Origin of the sequence: Raineyella fluvialis, from assembly GCF_009646095.1 — a bacterium.
In the GTDB taxonomy this organism is placed as follows: domain Bacteria; phylum Actinomycetota; class Actinomycetes; order Propionibacteriales; family Propionibacteriaceae; genus Raineyella; species Raineyella fluvialis.
The window spans coordinates 1606115-1624906 of sequence record NZ_CP045725.1; the positions used below are offsets into that span (position 1 = coordinate 1606115).

General features: G+C 70.1%; 17 protein-coding genes, 1 tRNA gene and 1 pseudogene. 10 read left to right on the forward strand and 9 right to left on the reverse strand.

Annotated elements, in window-relative coordinates; genetic code table 11:
- Window positions 1-992 precede the first annotated feature (992 nt).
- The 3 genes and pseudogenes from Rai3103_RS07370 to Rai3103_RS07380 all read right to left on the reverse strand — a co-directional run.
- Window positions 993-1565, reverse strand: a pseudogene (locus Rai3103_RS07370) (PP2C family protein-serine/threonine phosphatase); the annotation flags it as partial.
- Between the two features lie 2 nt (window positions 1566-1567).
- Complete coding sequence (locus Rai3103_RS07375) at window positions 1568-2089, reverse strand: FHA domain-containing protein FhaB/FipA (RefSeq protein WP_153572046.1); 522 nt, start codon at window positions 2087-2089, stop codon at window positions 1568-1570.
- Window positions 2089-2826: an FhaA domain-containing protein gene (locus Rai3103_RS07380; protein ID WP_153572047.1), complete on the reverse strand. Its 738-nt coding sequence runs from the start codon at window positions 2824-2826 to the stop codon at window positions 2089-2091. Before Rai3103_RS07380 ends, Rai3103_RS07375 begins: the two co-directional genes overlap by 1 nt.
- A gap of 588 nt (window positions 2827-3414) precedes the next feature.
- Between Rai3103_RS07380 and Rai3103_RS07385 the strand changes: the two genes are divergently transcribed.
- The 10 genes from Rai3103_RS07385 (at window position 3415) to Rai3103_RS07430 (ending at window position 13805) form a co-directional block, all read left to right on the forward strand.
- Window positions 3415-3497 (forward strand) — tRNA-Leu (locus Rai3103_RS07385).
- Between the two features lie 152 nt (window positions 3498-3649).
- The gene (locus Rai3103_RS07390; protein WP_153572048.1) at window positions 3650-4171 is read left to right on the forward strand and encodes a DUF2127 domain-containing protein; all 522 of its coding nucleotides are present in this window, start codon (window positions 3650-3652) and stop codon (window positions 4169-4171) included.
- A gap of 183 nt (window positions 4172-4354) precedes the next feature.
- Window positions 4355-4939, forward strand: a complete 585-nt coding sequence (locus Rai3103_RS07395; RefSeq protein WP_153572049.1) for an NADPH-dependent FMN reductase — start codon at window positions 4355-4357, stop codon at window positions 4937-4939.
- 139 nt (window positions 4940-5078) lie between these two features.
- Complete coding sequence (locus Rai3103_RS07400; RefSeq protein ID WP_153572050.1) at window positions 5079-7100, forward strand: hypothetical protein; 2022 nt, start codon at window positions 5079-5081, stop codon at window positions 7098-7100.
- A 109-nt stretch (window positions 7101-7209) separates the two neighbouring features.
- On the forward strand, window positions 7210-7521 hold the full coding sequence (locus Rai3103_RS07405; protein WP_153572051.1) for a putative quinol monooxygenase: 312 nt from the start codon (window positions 7210-7212) through the stop codon (window positions 7519-7521).
- 195 nt (window positions 7522-7716) lie between these two features.
- A complete protein-coding gene (locus Rai3103_RS07410; protein ID WP_153572052.1) occupies window positions 7717-9483 on the forward strand; it encodes a dihydroxyacetone kinase family protein in 1767 nt (588 codons plus the stop codon).
- Window positions 9483-10262, forward strand: a complete 780-nt coding sequence (locus Rai3103_RS07415) for a triose-phosphate isomerase family protein (protein ID WP_153572053.1) — start codon at window positions 9483-9485, stop codon at window positions 10260-10262. Before Rai3103_RS07410 ends, Rai3103_RS07415 begins: the two co-directional genes overlap by 1 nt.
- A 77-nt stretch (window positions 10263-10339) precedes the next feature.
- Window positions 10340-11323 (forward strand): sugar phosphate isomerase/epimerase family protein, encoded by a 984-nt coding sequence (locus Rai3103_RS07420; protein WP_153572054.1) that lies wholly within the window; start codon window positions 10340-10342, stop codon window positions 11321-11323.
- Between the two features lie 86 nt (window positions 11324-11409).
- Window positions 11410-12396, forward strand: coding sequence for a 3-hydroxyacyl-CoA dehydrogenase family protein (locus Rai3103_RS07425; RefSeq protein ID WP_153572055.1), 987 nt, complete (start codon window positions 11410-11412; stop codon window positions 12394-12396).
- Window positions 12397-12449: 53 nt separating this feature from the next.
- A complete protein-coding gene (locus Rai3103_RS07430) occupies window positions 12450-13805 on the forward strand; it encodes an MFS transporter (RefSeq protein ID WP_228489251.1) in 1356 nt (451 codons plus the stop codon).
- A gap of 105 nt (window positions 13806-13910) precedes the next feature.
- Here the strand turns inward: Rai3103_RS07430 and Rai3103_RS07435 are convergent, their stop codons facing one another.
- The 6 genes from Rai3103_RS07435 to Rai3103_RS07460 form a co-directional block, all read right to left on the reverse strand.
- Window positions 13911-14654: a GntR family transcriptional regulator gene (locus Rai3103_RS07435; RefSeq protein WP_153572056.1), complete on the reverse strand. Its 744-nt coding sequence runs from the start codon at window positions 14652-14654 to the stop codon at window positions 13911-13913.
- 233 nt (window positions 14655-14887) lie between these two features.
- The gene (locus tag Rai3103_RS07440) at window positions 14888-15505 is read right to left on the reverse strand and encodes a trypsin-like serine protease (protein WP_228489252.1); all 618 of its coding nucleotides are present in this window, start codon (window positions 15503-15505) and stop codon (window positions 14888-14890) included.
- Window positions 15506-15639: 134 nt separating this feature from the next.
- Window positions 15640-17163 carry an FAD-dependent oxidoreductase gene (locus tag Rai3103_RS07445; protein ID WP_153572057.1) on the reverse strand — a complete coding sequence of 508 codons (1524 nt, stop codon included), beginning with the start codon at window positions 17161-17163 and terminating at the stop codon, window positions 15640-15642.
- The gene (locus tag Rai3103_RS07450) at window positions 17160-17471 is read right to left on the reverse strand and encodes a lycopene cyclase domain-containing protein (protein ID WP_153572058.1); all 312 of its coding nucleotides are present in this window, start codon (window positions 17469-17471) and stop codon (window positions 17160-17162) included. Before Rai3103_RS07450 ends, Rai3103_RS07445 begins: the two co-directional genes overlap by 4 nt.
- Window positions 17464-17820 carry a lycopene cyclase domain-containing protein gene (locus tag Rai3103_RS07455; protein WP_153572059.1) on the reverse strand — a complete coding sequence of 119 codons (357 nt, stop codon included), beginning with the start codon at window positions 17818-17820 and terminating at the stop codon, window positions 17464-17466. The genes Rai3103_RS07450 and Rai3103_RS07455 overlap by 8 nt, the downstream gene beginning before the upstream one ends.
- The gene (locus tag Rai3103_RS07460; RefSeq protein ID WP_228489253.1) at window positions 17813-18784 is read right to left on the reverse strand and encodes a DUF5914 domain-containing protein; all 972 of its coding nucleotides are present in this window, start codon (window positions 18782-18784) and stop codon (window positions 17813-17815) included. The genes Rai3103_RS07455 and Rai3103_RS07460 overlap by 8 nt, the downstream gene beginning before the upstream one ends.
- Window positions 18785-18792 lie beyond the last annotated feature (8 nt).

The following is an 18792-nucleotide window of genomic DNA, read 5'->3' on the forward strand; positions in this document are numbered from 1 at the left end:
CGTCGGCTCCGGGGTCGGCTGGGGGCCGCGCCCGGGGAGGCGGCGCGCGCCTTCGCCTCGTCGGCCGCCTTCTGCTTCGCCTGTTCCTCGGCGAGACGGGTCGCCTCGGCGGCGGCAGCGTCGGCCTTGGCCCGGACCGTACGGCAGTAGGAGGCGTTCTGGGAGAGCTCGGAGACGCTGGCGTGGGCGGCCGGCAACGAGGAGACGGTGATGGAGTCGTGCACCTGCTGCTGGTAGCGCGGGGAGAGGTCGGCGATGGTGACGTCAGCGGTCTCCAGCATCCTGTTCAGGTGCCAGGAGCCGACGTTGGCGTCGAAGCCCCGGTAGATCGCGACCTTGCCGTTGTCCGCCCCGACGAAGTAGCTGTTGTGCCAGACCGCCCAGGTGCCGATGACCGCGCCGGTCCCCAGCACGATGGCGACCAGCAAGGAGATGAGCGTGACCATCGCCCGGCGGCGCGGCGGCGGGTCCTCGCGCGGCGCGTAGCGGGCATCCTCGTCGAGGGTCATCGCCCGCGGTGCCGCAGTGCGGCGGGAGACGATGACCGGGGTCGGATCGATGTCGTGGCGCACCGGCAGTTCCCGCACCTGGGCCTGGGCCTGGCTGGCGAGCTCCGCCGGGACCGGACGGCCCTCCGCGTCGACCAGCACCGGAGCGGCGAACTGGGCCGGATCCAGCGGGATCTCCTGCGTACGCTCCGAGACCGGGGGGATGACCCGGGTGGCGGCCGCGCCGACGGTGAGGGGTGCGGTGGTCAGGGTGAGGGCCGTGGCATCGGCGCCCTGGGCAGTCGTGGCACCGGTGACCTGGGCCGCTGTCGCCTCCGGGCCCTCGTCCACGACGTCGGCGAGGATGATGGTGATGTTGTCGGAGCCGCCGGCCGCGTGGGCGGCGGCGATCAACTGCTCGAGCGCCTGCGTACGGTCCGGCGTGGCGACCATCCGGGCCAGGTCCTCGTCGTCGACCAGCCCGCACAGGCCGTCGGAGCACAGCAGCAGCCGATCACCGGCCGCGGCATCGACGAGGCCGATGTCCGGGTCGTTGTTCGGGGCGCCGTTGAGCACCCGGAGCAGCAGCGAGCGGTGCGGGTGGGTGGCCGCCTGCTCGGGGGTCAGCCGACCCTCGTCGACCAGGGACTGCACCCAGGAATGGTCGTGCGTGACGCGGACGAAGGAACCGCCGCGCTGCCGATACATGCGGGAGTCACCGATGTGGACGACGGCCAGGTCCTGCCCGTCGAAGGCCGCCGCGGTGACGGTGGTGCCCATGCCGTCGAGGGCGGGGTTGTCGGCAGCCAGGTCGGCGATGAGTTCGTTGGCGTCGTGGACGCGCTGGGCGACGCGACTGAGCAACTCCTCACCGGTGAGCTGCTGTGCCCCGGAGAGTTCCTCGTCGAGGGCGCGCAGCCGGGTGACCGCGACGCTGGAGGCGAGGTCGCCCGCGGCGGCGCCACCCATCCCGTCGGCGACCAGGAGGAGATGGCTGGAGGCGTAGCCGGAGTCCTGATTGTTCTTGCGGACCAGACCGATCTCGGAGTGTGCCGTGTAGCGGAGGGACAACCCCATGCTCACGGCTCCAGCTTCAGGATCGTCCGCCCGATCCTGATCTCGTCGGCCGGCCCGATGATCGTCGCACTGGAGATCCGGCGGCCGTTCACGAACGTGCCGTTGGTCGAACCGAGGTCCTCGAGGTAGAGCCCGGCTTCCCCATTGACGACCCGGGCGTGGCGGGTCGAGACGTAGTCGTCGTCGAGGACGATCGCGCATTCGGGGGATCGGCCGATCATCACGTACGTACCGGACTGGTCGACCTCCGCGGCCATCCCGAGGTGGGGGCCGTTGGTGACGACGATGCGGCTCGGCGTGCTGGGGGTGGGAGCCGGCGGTGGTGTGGCGGGGGCGGCCGGGCGCCCGGCGTTGAGCCACGCGGGGCCGCCGACGCGGTCCGCTTCGGAGACCCGGGGCAGGTCGGCGGCGGGGACCTTACGGCCGAAGAGGTCCGTACGGATGACGTTCGCCGCGAGGAGGACGAAGATCCAGAGGAGTGCGAGGTAGCCGATCTTGAGTGCGGTGAGAAGGATGTCCGACATCACTGATCCGTGCTGGGGGCGTGGATCAGCATCCGGGTCGACCCGATCTCGATCCGGGACCCCTCGGTGAGGATCGCCTGGGTGACCCGCTGCCCGTTGACGATGATGCCGTTGGTGGAGCCCAGGTCGACGATCGTCACCTGCTGGTCGTCGCCGACGCCGGACACCTTGATCTCGGCGTGCTGGCGGGAGATGCCGGGGTCGTTGATGCGCAGATCGGCACTGGTGCCGCGGCCGATGATGAAGCCGGGCGGGGTGAGGGGATGGCGCATCCCGTTGACCTCGAGGACCAGCCGGGTGCGGTGCAGCGGGGCGGCGGCGGGCTGGCCGCCGTACGAGCCACCTGGGCCCTGGGTGGCCTCGGCGCCCGCGACGGCCTGGGAGATGACGGTGAACCGGCCGGTGGGCAGCGCGGTGTCCAGCTCGTAGGTGATGGAGATGGGGCCGTTGAAGATGTAGCCCTGGCTCGAGGCGTGCTGTTTGAGCTCAGGCACGATCTCGCGACTCAACGTCTTGCCGTACGGGGTGAGTCGCTCGTAGTCGTGCTGGGACAGGAAGACGGTGAACTCGTTGGGCACCAGGCGCCGGTCACGGGAGACGACCTTGGCCTCCGCATCGAGCTCCCGCTGCAGGCGGGCGGCGATCTCCACGGGCTGCACGTCTCCCTTGAACGCCCGCGCGAAGGCACCACTGACGGCGCCCTCCAGCTTCCTTTCGAAGCGGTCGAAGACTCCCACCTTCAGTTCCTTCCGGCCGATGGCACACGGATACCCCAGCACCGATCTTAGGCGTCACAGCGTGCAGGGCTGGTACCACGGGCCCGGGGTGGGCCCATGGCGGGGGTTTTGCTGGGGTCGGAAGGGGGTAGCCGGGGCGGTGTGTCGTGGCGCTTGGCCGGCTGTGGGGGTGGCGCCTGGCCGGGTGTGGGGTGGCGCCGCGGCGTCGTGGCGGGGCACGTGCCGGCGTGGGGATGTGGCGGGTGTCGGCGTTCGGCGACGTTTCTGAAAGGTGCTGACTGAAGGCTTGGTGGCCGATGACTCTCAGCCTGGCCGATGACTCTCAGCCTGGCCGATCTTGCAAGGTCGGCGGGCGTGAGAATCGTCGCACTGCCTGAGAATCGTCGGTCATCTGGTCGCGCGTCGGCGCACTGCCTGGGAACGGCCGCTCGCGCGTGGCAGGTGGTCGAGTCATGAGCGAAGGACGTTTTCAGAGCGGGGGTCACGTGGTTGTCCGACGGCGCCCAGTACCGATTTGACTGTCCTCGCCGCCGATGTGCTATCTTTTTCCGGTTGCTACGGGCAGGGAGACCTGCACGGATCACTCTTGCGCGAGTGGCGGAACGGCAGACGCGCTGGCTTCAGGTGCCAGTGTCCCTTGGGACGTGGAGGTTCAAATCCTCTCTCGCGCACCCTGTGATGTCTCGGGACATCGTGGACGGGTGAACCTCCTGCGTGGAGGTTCACCCGTTTTTGCTGTCACGACCCTTCACACTGTTCCCTCTGCCCAACTCCACTCCGTCGGGGGTGTCGTCCGGCAAGGCCCTGCGGGCAGGATGGGCCTATGGATCGACAAGATTCGACCAGTACGACTCCGGCGACCGCCTCGACGACACCGCACCGCGGACTGTTGGACCGGACGTTCTTCGTCAGCCTGATCCTCAAGGGGCTGGACGGTGCTGTCGAGCTCCTGGGGGGCGTGGTGCTCCTGCTCGTGACTCCGAGCCAGATCCAGAGAGCCGTCGCCGCCGTGACGCGCGGCGAGCTGGCCCAGGACCCGAACGACCTGGTCGCCAACCTGCTGGTCCGCTACGCGAGCCAGCTCAACGTTTCGTTGACGCACTTCGGCGCCTGGTACCTCCTCGTCCACGGCGTCGTGAAGGTCCTCCTCGTCGGCGCGGTCCTGCGGAACCGCCTGTGGGCCTATCCGTGGCTGATCGGTTTCCTGGTCGCCTTCATCGGTTACCAGGGCTACGAGCTCGTCGTGCATTACACGCTGGGGCTGCTTCTGCTGACGCTGTTCGACGTGTTCATCGTGTACCTGACCGTTCGCGAGTACCGCCGCCGCAAGGCGCACGGCCGGTAGGGCCTACGGAACCGCGCTGGTGACGGCCGCTGGGCACTCTGGGCCCGCGTATCCGGTGATCGGGGCGGCTTCGGACCGTGCGTCGAGTCTGGCGTGTCTCACGTCACGGCACGGGGAACGACGCTGGTCGGTTCTCGGGTGCAAGATGGTAGAAGTTTCAACCACCCATAAGGAGACATCTTCGTGAGCACCTCGATCATGGTCATTGTCGGCAGCACCCGTAAGGTCCGTAACGGCCGTGGCCTCGCCGATGCGATCTCCATCATCCTGTCCGAGGACCCTGAGGTCACGATCGACCTGGCCGACCTGGCCGAGATCTCCCTCACCCCGGAGGACGAGCCGATGCCTCCGATGATGGGCCAGTACCAGCTGCCCACCACCCGCGCCTGGTCGCAGCGGGTCGTCTCCGCCGATGCCGTCGTGCTCGTCACCCCGGAGTACAACGGTGGCTACCCCGGCACTGTGAAGATCGCTGTGGATGCCATCGCCAAGGAGTGGGCCGCCAAGCCCATGGCCATCGCGTCGTACGGCTTCTACGGCGGCGTACGCGCCCACCGCCAGCTCTCCGAGATCATGGGCAACCTGCAGGCCGACCTCGTCGAGGTCGAGCAGGGCCTGAACCTCCAGTTCGGCCAGGAGGACCTCAACGAGCAGGGCCGTCTGGTCGATCCGGCCGCCGTCGTCGAGCGTCACCGCGAGGCCGTCGTCGCTGTCCGCGAGGCCCTGGTCGCGCGTGCCGGCGCGGAGTCGGTCCCGGCCAACGACTGACCCCTGGGTGTGATGGTGCCACCCGGTGAAGATCGCCTCCCGCCTCCGCGGTGAGACGTTCGGCGCCGGGTGGCACTGCTCTGTCTCCATCGGCCGACAAGGCCTCGCGCTCCGCCGCCTTGCACGCGACACTAGGGTCATGGCGGGCGGGGTCGGGGTGCGGGCCGAGGCGGACTGGGTGTCGCTGCTGCTCGAGCGCGCCGGCACGGGGGACACTCTACGACTGCCGGCGTTCGGCACCGGGGGAGACCCGGATGCCGCCCTGGCCGACGCGTGGCCGGTGGAGTGCCTCCTGCCGGCCGACCAGCTGCGAACGGCACTGATCGCTCTGGTGCGTACGAAGGATGCGCAGGACCCTCGGGGCCTGCGCATCGTCGGTGCCGACATCCTCGGCCGCCTCGATCTCGACCATCTGGACCTTCCGCTGCCGTTCAGACTCGACCACTGCCGGCTGCGGGCGGGGGTCACGGCGGTGAACGCGACCTTGGCCGACCTCAGTCTCAGGGGATCGGTGTTCACGACGGCCCCGAGCCCCGGGTGGGCACCGCCTGCGGTCGACCTGCGAGGTGCCTCGATCACCGGCGAACTCGGCATGACCGGTGCGGTGGTGACCGGCCGGGGCGAGGATGCGCTGGTGCTGGACGGGGCGACGATCGGTGGTGCGGCGTTCCTCGACCGCGGGTTCTGCGCCGTGGGTCAGGTGCGGGCCCATGGCGCGACCGTTCGTGGCCAACTGAACATGACGGGTGCGGCGTTGACGGCCCTTGGTGGGGACGCCTTGGTGCTCGATCGGGCGAGCATCGGTGGTGGGGTGTTCCTCGACCGCGGGTTCCGCGCCACGGGGACCGTACGGGCACATGGCATGACAAGCTCCGGCGAGCTGAACATGACGGGTGCGGCGTTGACGGCCCTGGGTGGGGATGCCCTGGTGCTCGATCGGGCGAGCATCGGTGGTGGGGTGTTCCTCGACCGGGGGTTCCGGACCAAGGGCAGGGTCCGTGCCCACGGCGCGATGATCGCCGGCCAACTCAACATGAGCGGCGCGACTCTGGCCGGTGCGGGTGATGCGCTGGTGTTGGACGGGGCCACGATCGGCAGTGGGGTGTTCCTCGATGCCGGGTTCCGGGCGTCCGGTCAGGTCCGCCTCCACACGACCACGATCGCCGGCCAACTGAACATGAGCGGCGCGACCCTGACCGGCGGCGGGCGCGACGCGCTGGTGCTGGACCGGGTGAGTATCGGCGGCGGAGTGTTCCTCGACGCCGGTTTCCGGGCGACCGGTCAGGTGCGCGCAATCGGGGCGAAGATCACCGGTCAGTTGGCGCTGACCGGCGCAACCCTGACCCGACCGGGCGGGACCGCTCTAAACCTGCAGGGTGCCGAGGTGAACGAGTTGTGGCTGCGGGGGCTGAGTGGCGTGAGCGGCGCCGTGGACCTGAACGCGTGCGACATCGGTGAGCTGGTGCTCGACCCGGGGGGAGGACTGCTGCCCGGTGGGGGCCTGATCGCGGATGGCTGGCAGGTCCGATCGCTTAGCGGGGAGATCGCCGGCCGGGCGGACCTGGCTCAGAAGTGGCTGGACACCCGGCCTGGGCACGTTGCGTACTCACCGCAACCGGCCCGGGTGTTGGCCGCTGTGTACGAGGAAGCGGGGCAGCCCGACCAGGCCCGGCGACTGCGCTACACCGCGGCTCGCAAGCTCACCGCGCAGGCGCCCTGGTGGGCCAAGCCGGGGCTGTGGGCCTACGGGCTCCTCGTCGGGCACGGCTACTACCCCCTGCTCACCCTGCCGTGGTTGCTGGCCGCGCTGGCGCTGACCTTCGGCGTGGCGACGACCCAGCGAGCGGCCTTCATTCCGACCGATCCGGGTAAAGCCACCGCGGCCGTTGCCGCGGTCGATGCGAGCAGCCCGGAGGCTCCATCGCCGGCTCCGGTCGTGGTGACCGGTGCCATGGACTGCACCACTCTCGGCACCTATCCGTGCTTCGATCCCGGCTCCATCGCCCTGCAGACCGTCGTCCCGCCCGCGGCAGCGATCGAGACGACGGCATGGCGGCCGACGGGCTGGGTCGTCGTCGCGCTGACCGTCGCGAAGTCCGCCGGTTGGATCCTCTCCGTGCTGTTCCTCGCCGGGATCACCGGCCTCCTGCGCCGGACCTAGACGTCCTGGCACCTCGAGGTGGCTGCTCCGTACGCACCTCCCCGGTACGCCCGTCCTCGATCCGACTGGGACACTGGGAAGACCAGGACAGTGCAGACCAGGAGCAGACATGAGTGTCGTCGTCACCGCCGTTTTCTACCCCCTTCCCGGCCGCAGGCATGACCTTGCGGCCGCGATGCGCGCGGGGATCGAAGCCGTCCATGGTGAGGAGGGCTGCGAGCTCTACGCCATCCATGACGCGGAGGACGGCACCATCACCATGATCGAGAAGTGGGCCAGTGCCGAGGCGCTCGATGCGCACGCGAAGGGCGAAGCCATCGCCGTGCTCAACCGCGACGTCGAGGGCCTGCTGGCTCAGCCCACGCTCGTCACCCGGATGATGCCGATCCCCATGGGGACCGATGAGCAGGGACGGCTCTGACGGGCTGACAGCCCGATATACGACGTCGAGGCGGGGTGGGATCAGCTGATCCCACCCCGCCTCCTCGCTGTCGGGTGCGGTTCGGATACGCCGAAGCAGATGTGCTCGCCATCTCATTGCTCGCTCATCGTAGATCCTATAGGATCTCGGATATTCCCAGACAGGGAAGAGCGTCCTCAACGACGAGGAGTGGCGATGGCGTTCCTGGATCATGACCCTGAGACCTTTGCTGCGGCCGCGACCGCAGGATTCGTGGCTGCCCACGGCGACCTGGTGCGCCAGGTCCCCGGCGGCGTCGTCCGTACGACGCGCAGCGAAGCGGACGAGGTGGCACTCGTCATCGGGGGTGGCTCGGGCCACTTCCCGGCCTTCGGAGGGCTGGTGGGCCCCGGACTCGCGCACGGCGCGGTGCTGGGCAACATCTTCGCCTCGCCCAGTGCGCACCAAGTGGCCGATGTCGCGCGGATCGCCGAGCAGGGCCGGGGGGTACTGCTCAGCTACGGCAACTACGCCGGCGACGTGCTCCAGTTCAACGCCGCGGCCGACCGGCTGCGGCAGAGCGGGATCCCTGTGCGGTCGGTGGCGGTCACCGACGACATCTACTCCGCTCCGGCCGAGGAGGCGCACAAGCGTCGCGGCATCGCCGGGGACCTGGTGGTCTTCAAGGTGGCGGGCGCGGCTGCCGCGGCCGGGGACGACCTCGATGCCGTCGCCCGGGTCGCCGAGGCCGCCAACGCGGCCACCCGCTCCCTCGGCGTCGCCTTCAGCGGCTGCACCCTCCCTGGTGCCGATCAGCCGCTCTTCCGCGTCCCGCAGGGGCGGATGGCGGTCGGCCTCGGCATCCACGGCGAACCCGGCATCGACGAGGTCGACGTGCCGACAGCCCGCGGGCTGGCCGAACTGCTGGTCGACAGGCTCCTCGGCGAGGTCCCCGGGGGAGGCGACCCTCGGGGCCGCCGCGTGGTGGTGATCCTCAACGGTCTGGGGTCCTTCAAGTACGAGGAGATGTACGTCGTCCACGACGAGGTGCGCCGCGTACTGGCAGCGCGCGGGATCGAGATCGCCGACGCGAAGGTCGGGGAGTTCTGCACGAGCTTCGAGATGAGTGGTATGTCGCTCACCCTCTTCTGGCCGGACGAGGAGCTGGAGTCACTCTGGCGTGCACCGGCGCGATCCGCCGCGTACGTCCAGGACGGGACGCCGGTCGCCCAACACGCAGTCGACCTGTCCGAGCAGCGCCTCGCCGCCCTCGATGAGCACGTCTCCCTGCCGGTCGCGGCGGAGGAATCCCGGGCGTACGTCCCGCTGGTGCAGTCGGCGCTGGCGGAGCTGAGCCGCACCGTCGACAGCCATGTCGACGAGCTGGGGCGGATCGACGCGATCGCCGGCGACGGGGACCACGGCCTGGGCATGCAGCGGGGCGCGCATGCCGCTCTGGCGGCGGCACGCTCGGCCGACGGGAACGCGGCAGGAGCGGGCACCGTCCTGCGGCTGGCGGCCGATGCCTGGGCCGACGAGGCCGGCGGTACCTCGGGGGCGCTGTGGGGCCTGATCCTGCGCTCCCTCGCCGACGCCGTCGGCGACGCGTCCGCTCCCAGCGCCGAGGCGGTCCGACGGGGCGTCCGCGATGCCTGCGACCAGGTGATGACCCAGGGCGGGGCACGCGAGGGGGACAAGACCATGGTCGACGCGCTGGCGCCGTTCGCGAACGCGCTCGAAGGCGCTGCCGCCCTGCCTCTCGCGGAGGCCTGGCGGGAGGCCGCCGACGCCGCGCGGGCCAGCGCCGAGGCGACGGCCGCGATGCTGCCGCGACTCGGCCGGGCCCGGACACACGGGGCGAAGTCCCTGGGCACCCCGGATCCCGGCGCGGTCTCCTTCGCGCTGATCGTCAACGCGCTGGCCGACCTGTTCGCCGCCTCGTTGCCGGTGCCGGCGGTGTCCGACGCGATCGTGACGGCCTGATGAGCACCGTCCGCTCCCACGTCGTGCTCGGCACCAGCCTGAAGATGTACTTCAGCCACGCCCGCACCCTGGCCTGGGCCAAGGACGTGGCCGCGATCCTCGCCGCGGCACCGGCCGTCGCGGACGGACGGGTCGAGTTCTTCGTCGCCCCTTCCTTCCCGGCGCTGCCGGAGGCGGTCCGGATCCTCGCCCCGCATCCGGTCGCCGCCCAGGACGTCGCGGCCGCCGAGACGGGCGCCTTCACCGGTGAGGTCAGCGCGGGCGAGTTGGCGGAGATCGGCGTACGCCTCGTCGAGATCGGTCACGCCGAACGGCGGCGGCTGTTCCGGGAGACCGATGCCGAGATCGCCGCGAAGTGCGCGGTGGTGCTGGGGCAAGGGATGACGCCGGTGCTGTGCGTCGGCGAGCCGGAGGCGGGTGACCCGTCCACCGCGGCCGACGTCGTGGTCGACCAGGTCGACGCCGCGTTGTCCGCCGCGCTGCCCGCGACCACGCCGCGCCGGGTGATCGTGGCGTACGAACCGCACTGGGCGATCGGAGCCGCCGAGCCGGCACCGGCCGCGTACGTCCAGGAGACCTGCGGGATCGCCCGGGAGCGACTGCTGCAGCGCTACCCCGGTCTGACGCTGCTCTACGGAGGCAGCGCGGGGCCCGGGACGTTGACCGCGCTCGGCGATGCGGTCGACGGACTGTTCCTCGGGCGGTTCGTCCACGATCCGCGCAACCTCGCCGCCGTGATCGACGAGGCCTCCGCGCTGCTCGACTGCTTCACCCACTGATCGCCCCGACCTGTCCCGGTACGACCGGAGACCCTCGGTGGCCATCGCCACACACGAACGACAAGAAAGAAGGACACATGTACACGCCAGAGAACTGGCCGATCGCCTGCAAGATGAACTTCGGCCCCCGGGCCGAGGACGGCTCGCCGATCGCCACCGCTCCCGTCCGCGTCTGGGAGGACCAGCTCGCCCAGGTCGCTGGTGTCGGGTTCACCGAGATCGACCCGATGGACGACTGGATCCCGATCGCGGAACTCTCCCCGCAGCGGTTCGAGGAGTTCCGCGGCGCCCTGGACCGGTTCGGCCTCCACGTCGCCGCCATCTCCATCGGGCGCAACAGTGTCGTCGACGTCGAGCACGGCGAACGGAACGTGGCCACGATCCACGCGACCATCGATCGAGCAGCCGATCTCGGTGCGGAGATCGTGAACGTCGGCTTCCAGCAGGCGCTCACCCCGCCGCAGAAGGAGGCCCTGTGGTTCTGGTTGGCGGAGGGCCACCACGACGATCCCGCGCTGCGCCCCCTGGCCATCGAGCGGGTCCGGGAGCTGTGCGACCACGCGCAGCGCCGCGGTCTGCAGATGAGCCTGGAGATGTACGAGGACGGCTTCCTGGGCACCCCGGAGGACGCGCTCGCCTTCCTGCGCGACGTCGACCACCCGGCGCTCGGCATCAATCCCGACATCGGTAACCTGATCCGGCTGCACCGGCCGATGCCCACGTACGACGTCATGTACGACCAGGTGCTGCCGTACTCCAACTACTGGCACATCAAGAACTACCTGCGCGATGAGGACCCGGCCACCGGCGCGTATTTCTCGGCCCCCGTGCCCCTCGAGTACGGCGTGATCGACTACCGGACGATCATCCGGCGAGCGTTGCGCGTCGGGTACTCCGGCCCGTTCATGACCGAGCACTACGGCAGCGACTGGCTCGGCGTCGGGGCCACCAACGCGCGCTACATCCGCGAGGTCCTGCTGCAGGCTCGCAGCCTCATCGAGGCGCGCGGCACGACGTCGCAGGAGGCGCCTGACCTGTCGTTGAGCGCGGCCCAGGCCTAGATCCTCGCCAGCGCGAACAAGAGCCCGGCACGGACGGGCGTACTCACCTTTTCACAGCACCTATTACCCAAATCATGGAGGATCTGATGACTCAGGAGATCAGGCGGACCACTGTCGTGGGCGCCGGCTACATGGGCGGCGGCATCGCCCAATCACTCGCCATCGCGGGGTTCGACGTCACGATCGCCGACGTCGACGCGTCGGCCGCCGAGCGCGCGTACGCCCGGCTCATCGCCGAGGCACACGAGTTCGAGGACCAGGGCCTGTACAAGCCCGGGTCGGCGGCCCTCTGCGAGGCCAACATCCGCTGGGCGACGTCCATCGAGGAAGCCGTCGCCGACGCGGACTTCATCGAGGAGGCCGTCTTCGAGCGCGTGGACATCAAGAAGGCGGTGCTGGAGCGGATCTCCCGGGCCGCGCGGCCCGACGCGATCATCGGCACCAACACGTCGACGATCCCGGTGCACGTGCTGGTCCCGGCCGTGGCCGGCCCCGAGCGGTTCCTCACCGTCCACTTCTCGAACCCCGCCCCGTTCATCCCCGGTGTCGAACTGGTCGCCGGAGAGGCCACCCGGCCCGAGGTCATCGCCACGGTGAAGGACATCCTGCAGCGCTGCGGTCGCCAAGGCGCCCAGGTCGCCGACACGCCGGGGATGGTGCTGAACCGGCTGCAGTACGTCCTGCTCAAGGAGGCGTGCTCGATCGTCGAGGAGGGCATCGCCACCCCGGAGGACGTCGACACGATCGTACGGACCACGTTCGGCTTCCGACTCGGGTTCTTCGGCCCGTTCGCGATCGCCGACCAGGCCGGTCTGGACGTCTACGCCAACTGCTTCACGACCTTCGAGGACGCCTTCGGGGAGCGGCTCGCCACCCCGGCGGTGCTCACCGACGCCGTCAGCGCCAACCGCCTCGGCATCAAGAACGGGCGGGGACTCACCGGCGACTTCGACGACGACACCAAGGCCGCCCTCATCGCGTACCGCAACAGGGCGTACTCCCGGATGCTCGACCTGGTCCAGGAGATGGGTCCGGCCCCGGCCGGCACCAAGGCCACCGTCAGCGTCGACTGAGGTCGACAACACCCAACTCACCCACTCGCCACGCAAGGCTTTGGAGGATCAACGTGGATTCATCAAACGTGGTTATCGACGAGAACAAACTGATCGGGCGAATCACCCGGCGGATCGTGCCGTTCGTCATGGTGCTGTACACCGTGGCGTACGTCGACCGGTCGGTCATCGGATTCGCGAAGCTCCAGATGGGGGCGGATGTCCACCTCTCCGACGGAGCGTACGGCCTGGGAGCGGGCCTCTTCTTCCTCGGCTACTTCCTCTTCGAGGTGCCGTCGAACTTCGTCCTGCCGCGCGTGGGGGCGCGCAAGTGGTTCACCCGGATCCTCGTCACCTGGGGCCTGGTCACCATGGCGACGGCGCTCACCCGCAACCCGGCGAGCTTCTACTCGCTGCGCTTCCTGCTCGGCGTCGCCGAGGCCGGGTTCTACCCGGGCATCCTCTACTACCTGACGCAGTGGTACCCGCAGCGGCATCGGACCCGCGCCACCGGGACGTTCGTGCTCGCGGCACCGTTGGCGTTCCTGATCATGGGTCCACTGGCGGGCTGGATGCTCGGGTTGGACTGGTTCGGGCTGCGGGGCTGGCACTGGATGTTCCTGCTCTGCGGCGGGGTCGCCGTCCTGGCTGGTATCCCGACGATGTTCTGGCTGAAGGACACGCCGCGCGACGCGCCGTGGATCAGCCCTGCCGAGGCCCAGTGGATCGAGGACGAACTGGCTCGTGACAAGGTCGAGCTCGGTCAGGTCGAGCACCACAACCCCTTCGCGGCGCTGGGGTCGAAGTACGTGTGGGGATTCGCGTTGCTGTTCTTCCCCTCGACCGTCGGGGTCTACGGGCTCAGCTTCTGGGTGCCCTCGGTGGTGAAGGAATTCACCAAGAGCAACATGGCGGTCGGTTGGCTGTCCACCATTCCGTACGTGTTCGGATTCATCGGGATCCTGCTGACCTCGCGCTGGGCCAGCCGGTTCAAGGAGAACTGGTACCCGCTGGCGGCCATCTTCGCCGTCGCCGCCGTGGGGATCGGACTGGCCGGGGCCGTGCGTTCGCCGGGGCTGGAGTTGGCCGCGATGTCGCTGGCAGCCTTCTGCCTCTACTCCATCGCCGGCGTCTTCTGGCCGCTGCCCTCCCGCTACCTGGTGGGGGCGACCGCGGCGATCGGCATCGCCTTCGTCAACTCGTTCGGCAACATCGGCGGCTTCGTCGGTCCGTACGCGGTGGGCGCGATCTCGGACGCCACCGGGACTCCCCGCAACGGCATGTACTTCCTCGCCGTCGTGCTCGCACTGGGAGCTGTCGGCACGCTGGTGCTGAAGGCGATGTGGGGTGGCAAGAACCCGGTGACCTCCATGGTCGGGGCCGGCACGGCCGGCTCCCCCCAGCAGGAGGACAGCCCGGTGGGTCAGTGACCGGGACTCTCCGGGTGCGGGCAACCCCGCAGCGATGACGCAAGCGGCCGGGGCGGCGGATGACGAGGGTGTCATCCGCCGCCCCGGCCGTACGTCGTCCTCGGCTCAGTCGGTCGGGTGCGGCCGCCACAACCCTGGCGGTGTCCCGTCCTCGCTGACGGTGTAGCGGACCCGCTCGAGGTGGAAGCGCATCGCTGCCACCGCCCCGGCGGTGTCGCCTCGGCGGACAGCCTCCAGGATGGCGTGGTGCTCGGGCACGGCCACGCTGACGTCGGAGACGCCGATACCGACGGTCTGGCGCATTCTGTGCATCCGGAACGAGAGGGAATCGACGGCCTGGGCGAGGTAGCGATTGCCGCAGTGGTTCAGGATCGCCTCGTGGAAGGACCAGTCGTCCTCGAAATAGCGGCGGACGTATTCGTGCACGTTTTCGTGGCCGGGCTCGAGCAATTCCTGCGCCGATCGCTCATGACGTGAGAATGCGGCTTCCAGATCGGGAAGGACTTCATCGGCGTGGCGCATGGACCGCTCGATCGCGCCGCTCTCCAGGACCAGTCGGGCGTCCGCCAGTTCATACATCTGCGCTTGCGACATGGGCGGTGAGACCCGATAGCCGCGACGTACGCTACGGCGGACGAGACCGGTCGGCTCCAGCCGGGCCAACGCCTCACGGACGGGCGTCGGGGAAACCCCGAGGGATTGTGCGAGACCGTCGATGGAAAGTGGTGTGTCGGGTTCGAGGGTGCCCCAGGTGAGCATGTCCAACAAGGCGTCGTAGACGTCGTCGGGAAGCGCCTTCGCCTTAATGCGGCCGAGCGGATGCGCGGCGCTTTCCTCCGATTCCTTCACGGCTTGAGTTTAGCCGACCAGGGCCTGATCACCGGCGGGCACCGGTGTGAGGTGGTGCGGGACGAGGGCCCGCTCACGGCGTGGGACTCGCCTCCACCGACGCGATCCAGCCGAGCAGGTCAGCGCGGTCGAGGCGTTGGGCTCCGGTGGTGCCGGCGCAGGTCGGGTTGCGCATGAAGGAGGTGGTCCCGGCGATGACGTTGCTGTCGCCGAGGAAGTTCGGCCCCCCGGAGTCACCGAAGCAGGTCCCCCGCTGGAGGCGTTGGCCGAGAGGAGCATCGACCCGTTGGTGACGTACGACAGTCCCGAGTCGATCTGGACCAGATGGGGATGGGCAACCATCCGGACCACCGCCTGCTGGTCCTTCCGGGCCGCGGCGTCCGGGTAGGCCGCCTGAAGGCCGTAGCCGACGGCGGTGAACGCGGTGCTCGCCCGGGGTGGAGCGTGTCGAGTTGCCCGGCCGCGGGCAGTCGGCCGTAGGTCGTCAGCGGCATCGGTCGGTCGAGGACGACGACACCGACGTCATCGGTGGAGGGGGTGGCGGGATCGAAGGACGGGTAGGTCCGAGGCGTGCCGTGCACGTCGCTGAGGCCGCCGACGGTCGGGGTGAACCACAGATCGACCCGGGCCGCCGGACTCTGCGTGCAATGACCGGCGGTGAGGAAGACCCGGTCGGAGATGAGCGTGCCGCTGCACCTCCACAGGTAGCCGCCGTCGGCGTCAAAGGCGGCCATCAGGCCCACCTCCGGGTGGCCGCTGCCATCTGCTGTGCCTGCGGTGATCGCGTTGGCCCGCGGAGCCCCCGCCACGACCAGGAGACCGACGACCAATGCCACGATGAGTGTTCGCATGACTGCCACCTCGCTCTCGAGCTGCAGTCAGACTAGACGGGGCGCCGAGATCGTGGCCAGCGAAGTGCCGGCTCAGGAATCCTGCTCCGGGTCGTCGGCACCTGGCGCGGCCGGCAACCGGAGAAGGCGCCCCCTCATGCCGCCACATGACTGAGCAACCCCGTCATCGGCACCGTCCAGATGTCCTGACCCGCCGCGCCCCGGCGTTCCAGCAGGGCGTTCGCGGCCAGGAAACCGGTGGTCGCGGCCCGTTCCATCAGGGCGACGGGCAGCTCGCAGCGCACCCAGTCGCCGGCGAGCACCAGTCGGGGATCCGGAGTCGTGACCGAAGGGCGCTCCGACCAGGGCTGCGGACCGATCAGGGTGCAGTCGTCGCGGACCAGGACCTCGCGGTGCACCACCTGCGCTGCGGTGGTCTCCGGGAAGACGCGGTGCAGCTCCTCGACCAGTCGCTCGACGACCCTGTCGGCCGCCGCACCATCCGTGGTGACCTCGAGCGGGCAGGCGTACGCGTGGAGTTCGACGACCGAGCCGCCGTGCTCGTGCGCCCAGGTCGCCGCGCCGGTCTCGAACCGCTCCAGCACCGACACGTTGTCCAACGGTCCGTAGCCGGAGGTGCCGAGGAAGGCCGGACGATCCGCGGCAACCGAGCGGTCCAGCCAGAGGCGTACGACCACGAACGGGGGTGCGTTGTGGGTGGCCGCGACCTGCTGCTGCCAGTCGGCCATCCCTGGGCCTGTTCCCGCCAGGCCGGCGACGAGGCCACGCGCCGACCGCGGATCCGCGGCGAGGACCACCGCATCCGCGACCAGGTCCTCCGACCCGGCCCGTACGGTCACCCCGTCCGGCGCCAGGTCGAGGCCGGCCACTGTGGCACCCGTCCGCACCTCGACGCCGAGCCCGGCCAGGTGGCGGCCGAGCGGCGCCCACAGGGCGGTGTCGTAGTCGTCGTCGGGGACGTCGAACAGCAGGCCCTCGGCCGATCCCATGAAGTAGGTGTGGAACATGGCCACCAGCTCACCGGCGCTGAACTCGGTCGGATCGGCGAAGAACGACCGGGCGAACACCTCCAGGGCCAGGTCGCGGGCGGCCTGCGGGAACCGTAGCCGGTCGAGGAAGGCCGCGGCCGACTCCCCGTCGTAGCGGTCGTACGTTCCGGGGAACCTCACACGCAGCAGTTCGAGCGCTGCCGGGACGTTGACCCGGGCGAGGGACCGCAGGGTGAAGGTCGGGCTGCGGCGGACGAACTCCAGCACGCTCCACGGTGGCGTCCGGGGCAGGTCGGTGAAGGAGTCTCGCAGACCGTCGGGTCGTTGCAGCGGGTAGTCCTCGATCGGGACGAGCCGGCCCAGAGCGGGATCGGCGCGCCGGATCAGCCCGCGCAGGTTGTAGTACTGGCGGAAGAAGGCGTGGAAGCCGCGGCTCATCGTCCGCCCGTCGCCCAGCGGCCACGCCGCGACCCGCCCGCCCAGCCGATCAGCGGCCTCGAGCAGCGTGACCCGGGCGCCGCGCTCGGCCAGCGCGGTCGCGGCGGCCAGACCGGCGATGCCACCGCCGACGACGGCCACGTGCAGGTCACCGTCGATCCGCGGCGCCCCCGAGGGGCCGGGATGGCAGACGGCGCGCCGGTCCCGGCCGGGCAGTCCGTCGCTTCTCATCGCTCCTCCTGACGGCCCAGGCGGTGCCAGAGCAGCACCGTGAGGGTGACCATGGCGAAGCCGAAGCCGAAGTCCTCGATCGGGATGTCCCAGGGGAACCTCACGCCCAGGTACCGGCCCGGAGCGTACGCGACGATCGGCGCGGACAGCTTGGTCAGCCAACCGTCCACCAGCACCTGGAAACCGAAGACGATCGCGATCGAGACCCAGTACTGGGCGGTGCGGAAGATGCCGGTCCGCAGCCAGAACAGCTCGGCGGCCACCACCAGCACGACGGCCGCTACGGTGAAGAGGGTGTACTCAGGCATCGATCCGGCTCCTCTCGCGACGCGCCGCGGCCCGTCGGGCCAGGCTGAGGACCGTGCCGACGGCCTCGTACGTCAGCAGCCCGCAGATCGGGACCACGACGAAGAAGACGAGTTCCTCCAGCGGGACCGGGCCGAGCAGGATCCCGGTGGTGAAGCGGCGGCTGTAGCTCCAGTGACCGCGCAGGATGCCGATCACGTCCCAGACCGTGAACAGCGCCACGGTCGGCAGCAACGCCGCCAGCAGCCGCAGCGGGCGGCGGTAGACCCGGGCCCGCAAGGCGAACTCCAGAGGGAGGGTGACGAGCAGGCACGCGGCCATCAGGAGCAGGTACTGCCAGTGGTCAGTCAACGCTCGTCCTCTCGACCAGCCCGGCGCGGAGCGCGTAGGTGCGTTCGGCGTAGTCGAGGTCGTCGCGCCACAGGGCGTACGCCGTCCGCCGGATGAGGGGCACGATGCCGCCTCGCAGCAGCCGGGCCACCGCGAACCCGGGGCGGTCCGAGTAGGCGATGGTGGCCTCGGTCATCACCGTCCGCGGCCGCCCTCGTTCGTCCTCCCCCTGGGGGGTGGCATGCGTCTCGACGACCGATCCGGCGCCTTCGCCCTCGAGGATGCACATCGTGATCGTCCGGGCGTCGGGGGTGGTGAACTCGGCGCGGACCGGCACGCCCCAGGTCCGGTTCACCCGGAAGGCGACGTCGAGCACCAGCCGGTCGGGCGAGCTGGCCTCCTCGTCGACGCTCAGGTGGCTGAAGGCGTACGGGTGGAACCAGGCGCCGTGCCACGGATCCAGCCGGTTCGCGATGATGTCGCGCGGCTCGCAGACAGCGGTCCGGGTGACCACGGCTGCGATCGAGGCCTGCTGCGGCGGTCGCGGGGGGAGGACGGGCGCGTCCGCCGGCGTCTCGCCGGGCATCGGCAGGCGGACCCAGACCAGCACCCCGTCGTCGTACGCCGGGTACTCCCGCCACGATGACGGGCCCTCCGAGGGCAGCGCCATGCCGTGCCAGCGGCAGAGCAGGTCGGTGCCGTGGGACACGCAGCCGTGCAGCGGCGCGCCCAGATGCGGACAGGCGCCCGGCCCGGCGTGGAGACGGCCCTCCGTGTCCCGCCACAGCACCACCTCGCGCCCGGCGATCATCCGGAGCACCGACGTCGTCCGTACGTCGGCCGTCGCTCCCGCCACGCACCAGCCCCCGGGATCGCGTCGGGAGGATGCCGCCAGAGCGCGCTCGATGCGGGCCGGTCGGGCGTCGCGCCAGGTCGACCGGAGCGCCTCGGGGCCGGGTTGGGGCAGGCGGGTGAGACCCGTCACCGAGCGCC

Bases quoted from the DNA above. Each gene is read 5' to 3' on its own strand.
- Rai3103_RS07440 (WP_228489252.1), bottom strand. From the start codon at position 15,505: ATGCGAACACTCATCGTGGCATTGGTCGTCGGTCTCCTGGTCGTGGCG.
- Rai3103_RS07400 (WP_153572050.1), top strand. From the start codon at position 5,079: ATGGCGGGCGGGGTCGGGGTGCGGGCCGAGGCGGACTGGGTGTCGCTG.
- Rai3103_RS07415 (WP_153572053.1), top strand. From the start codon at position 9,483: ATGAGCACCGTCCGCTCCCACGTCGTGCTCGGCACCAGCCTGAAGATG.
- Rai3103_RS07390 (WP_153572048.1), top strand. From the start codon at position 3,650: ATGGATCGACAAGATTCGACCAGTACGACTCCGGCGACCGCCTCGACG.
- Rai3103_RS07420 (WP_153572054.1), top strand. From the start codon at position 10,340: ATGTACACGCCAGAGAACTGGCCGATCGCCTGCAAGATGAACTTCGGC.
- Rai3103_RS07410 (WP_153572052.1), top strand. From the start codon at position 7,717: ATGGCGTTCCTGGATCATGACCCTGAGACCTTTGCTGCGGCCGCGACC.
- Rai3103_RS07445 (WP_153572057.1), bottom strand. From the start codon at position 17,163: ATGAGAAGCGACGGACTGCCCGGCCGGGACCGGCGCGCCGTCTGCCAT.
- Rai3103_RS07425 (WP_153572055.1), top strand. From the start codon at position 11,410: ATGACTCAGGAGATCAGGCGGACCACTGTCGTGGGCGCCGGCTACATG.
- Rai3103_RS07405 (WP_153572051.1), top strand. From the start codon at position 7,210: ATGAGTGTCGTCGTCACCGCCGTTTTCTACCCCCTTCCCGGCCGCAGG.
- Rai3103_RS07375 (WP_153572046.1), bottom strand. From the start codon at position 2,089: ATGTCGGACATCCTTCTCACCGCACTCAAGATCGGCTACCTCGCACTC.
- Rai3103_RS07450 (WP_153572058.1), bottom strand. From the start codon at position 17,471: ATGCCTGAGTACACCCTCTTCACCGTAGCGGCCGTCGTGCTGGTGGTG.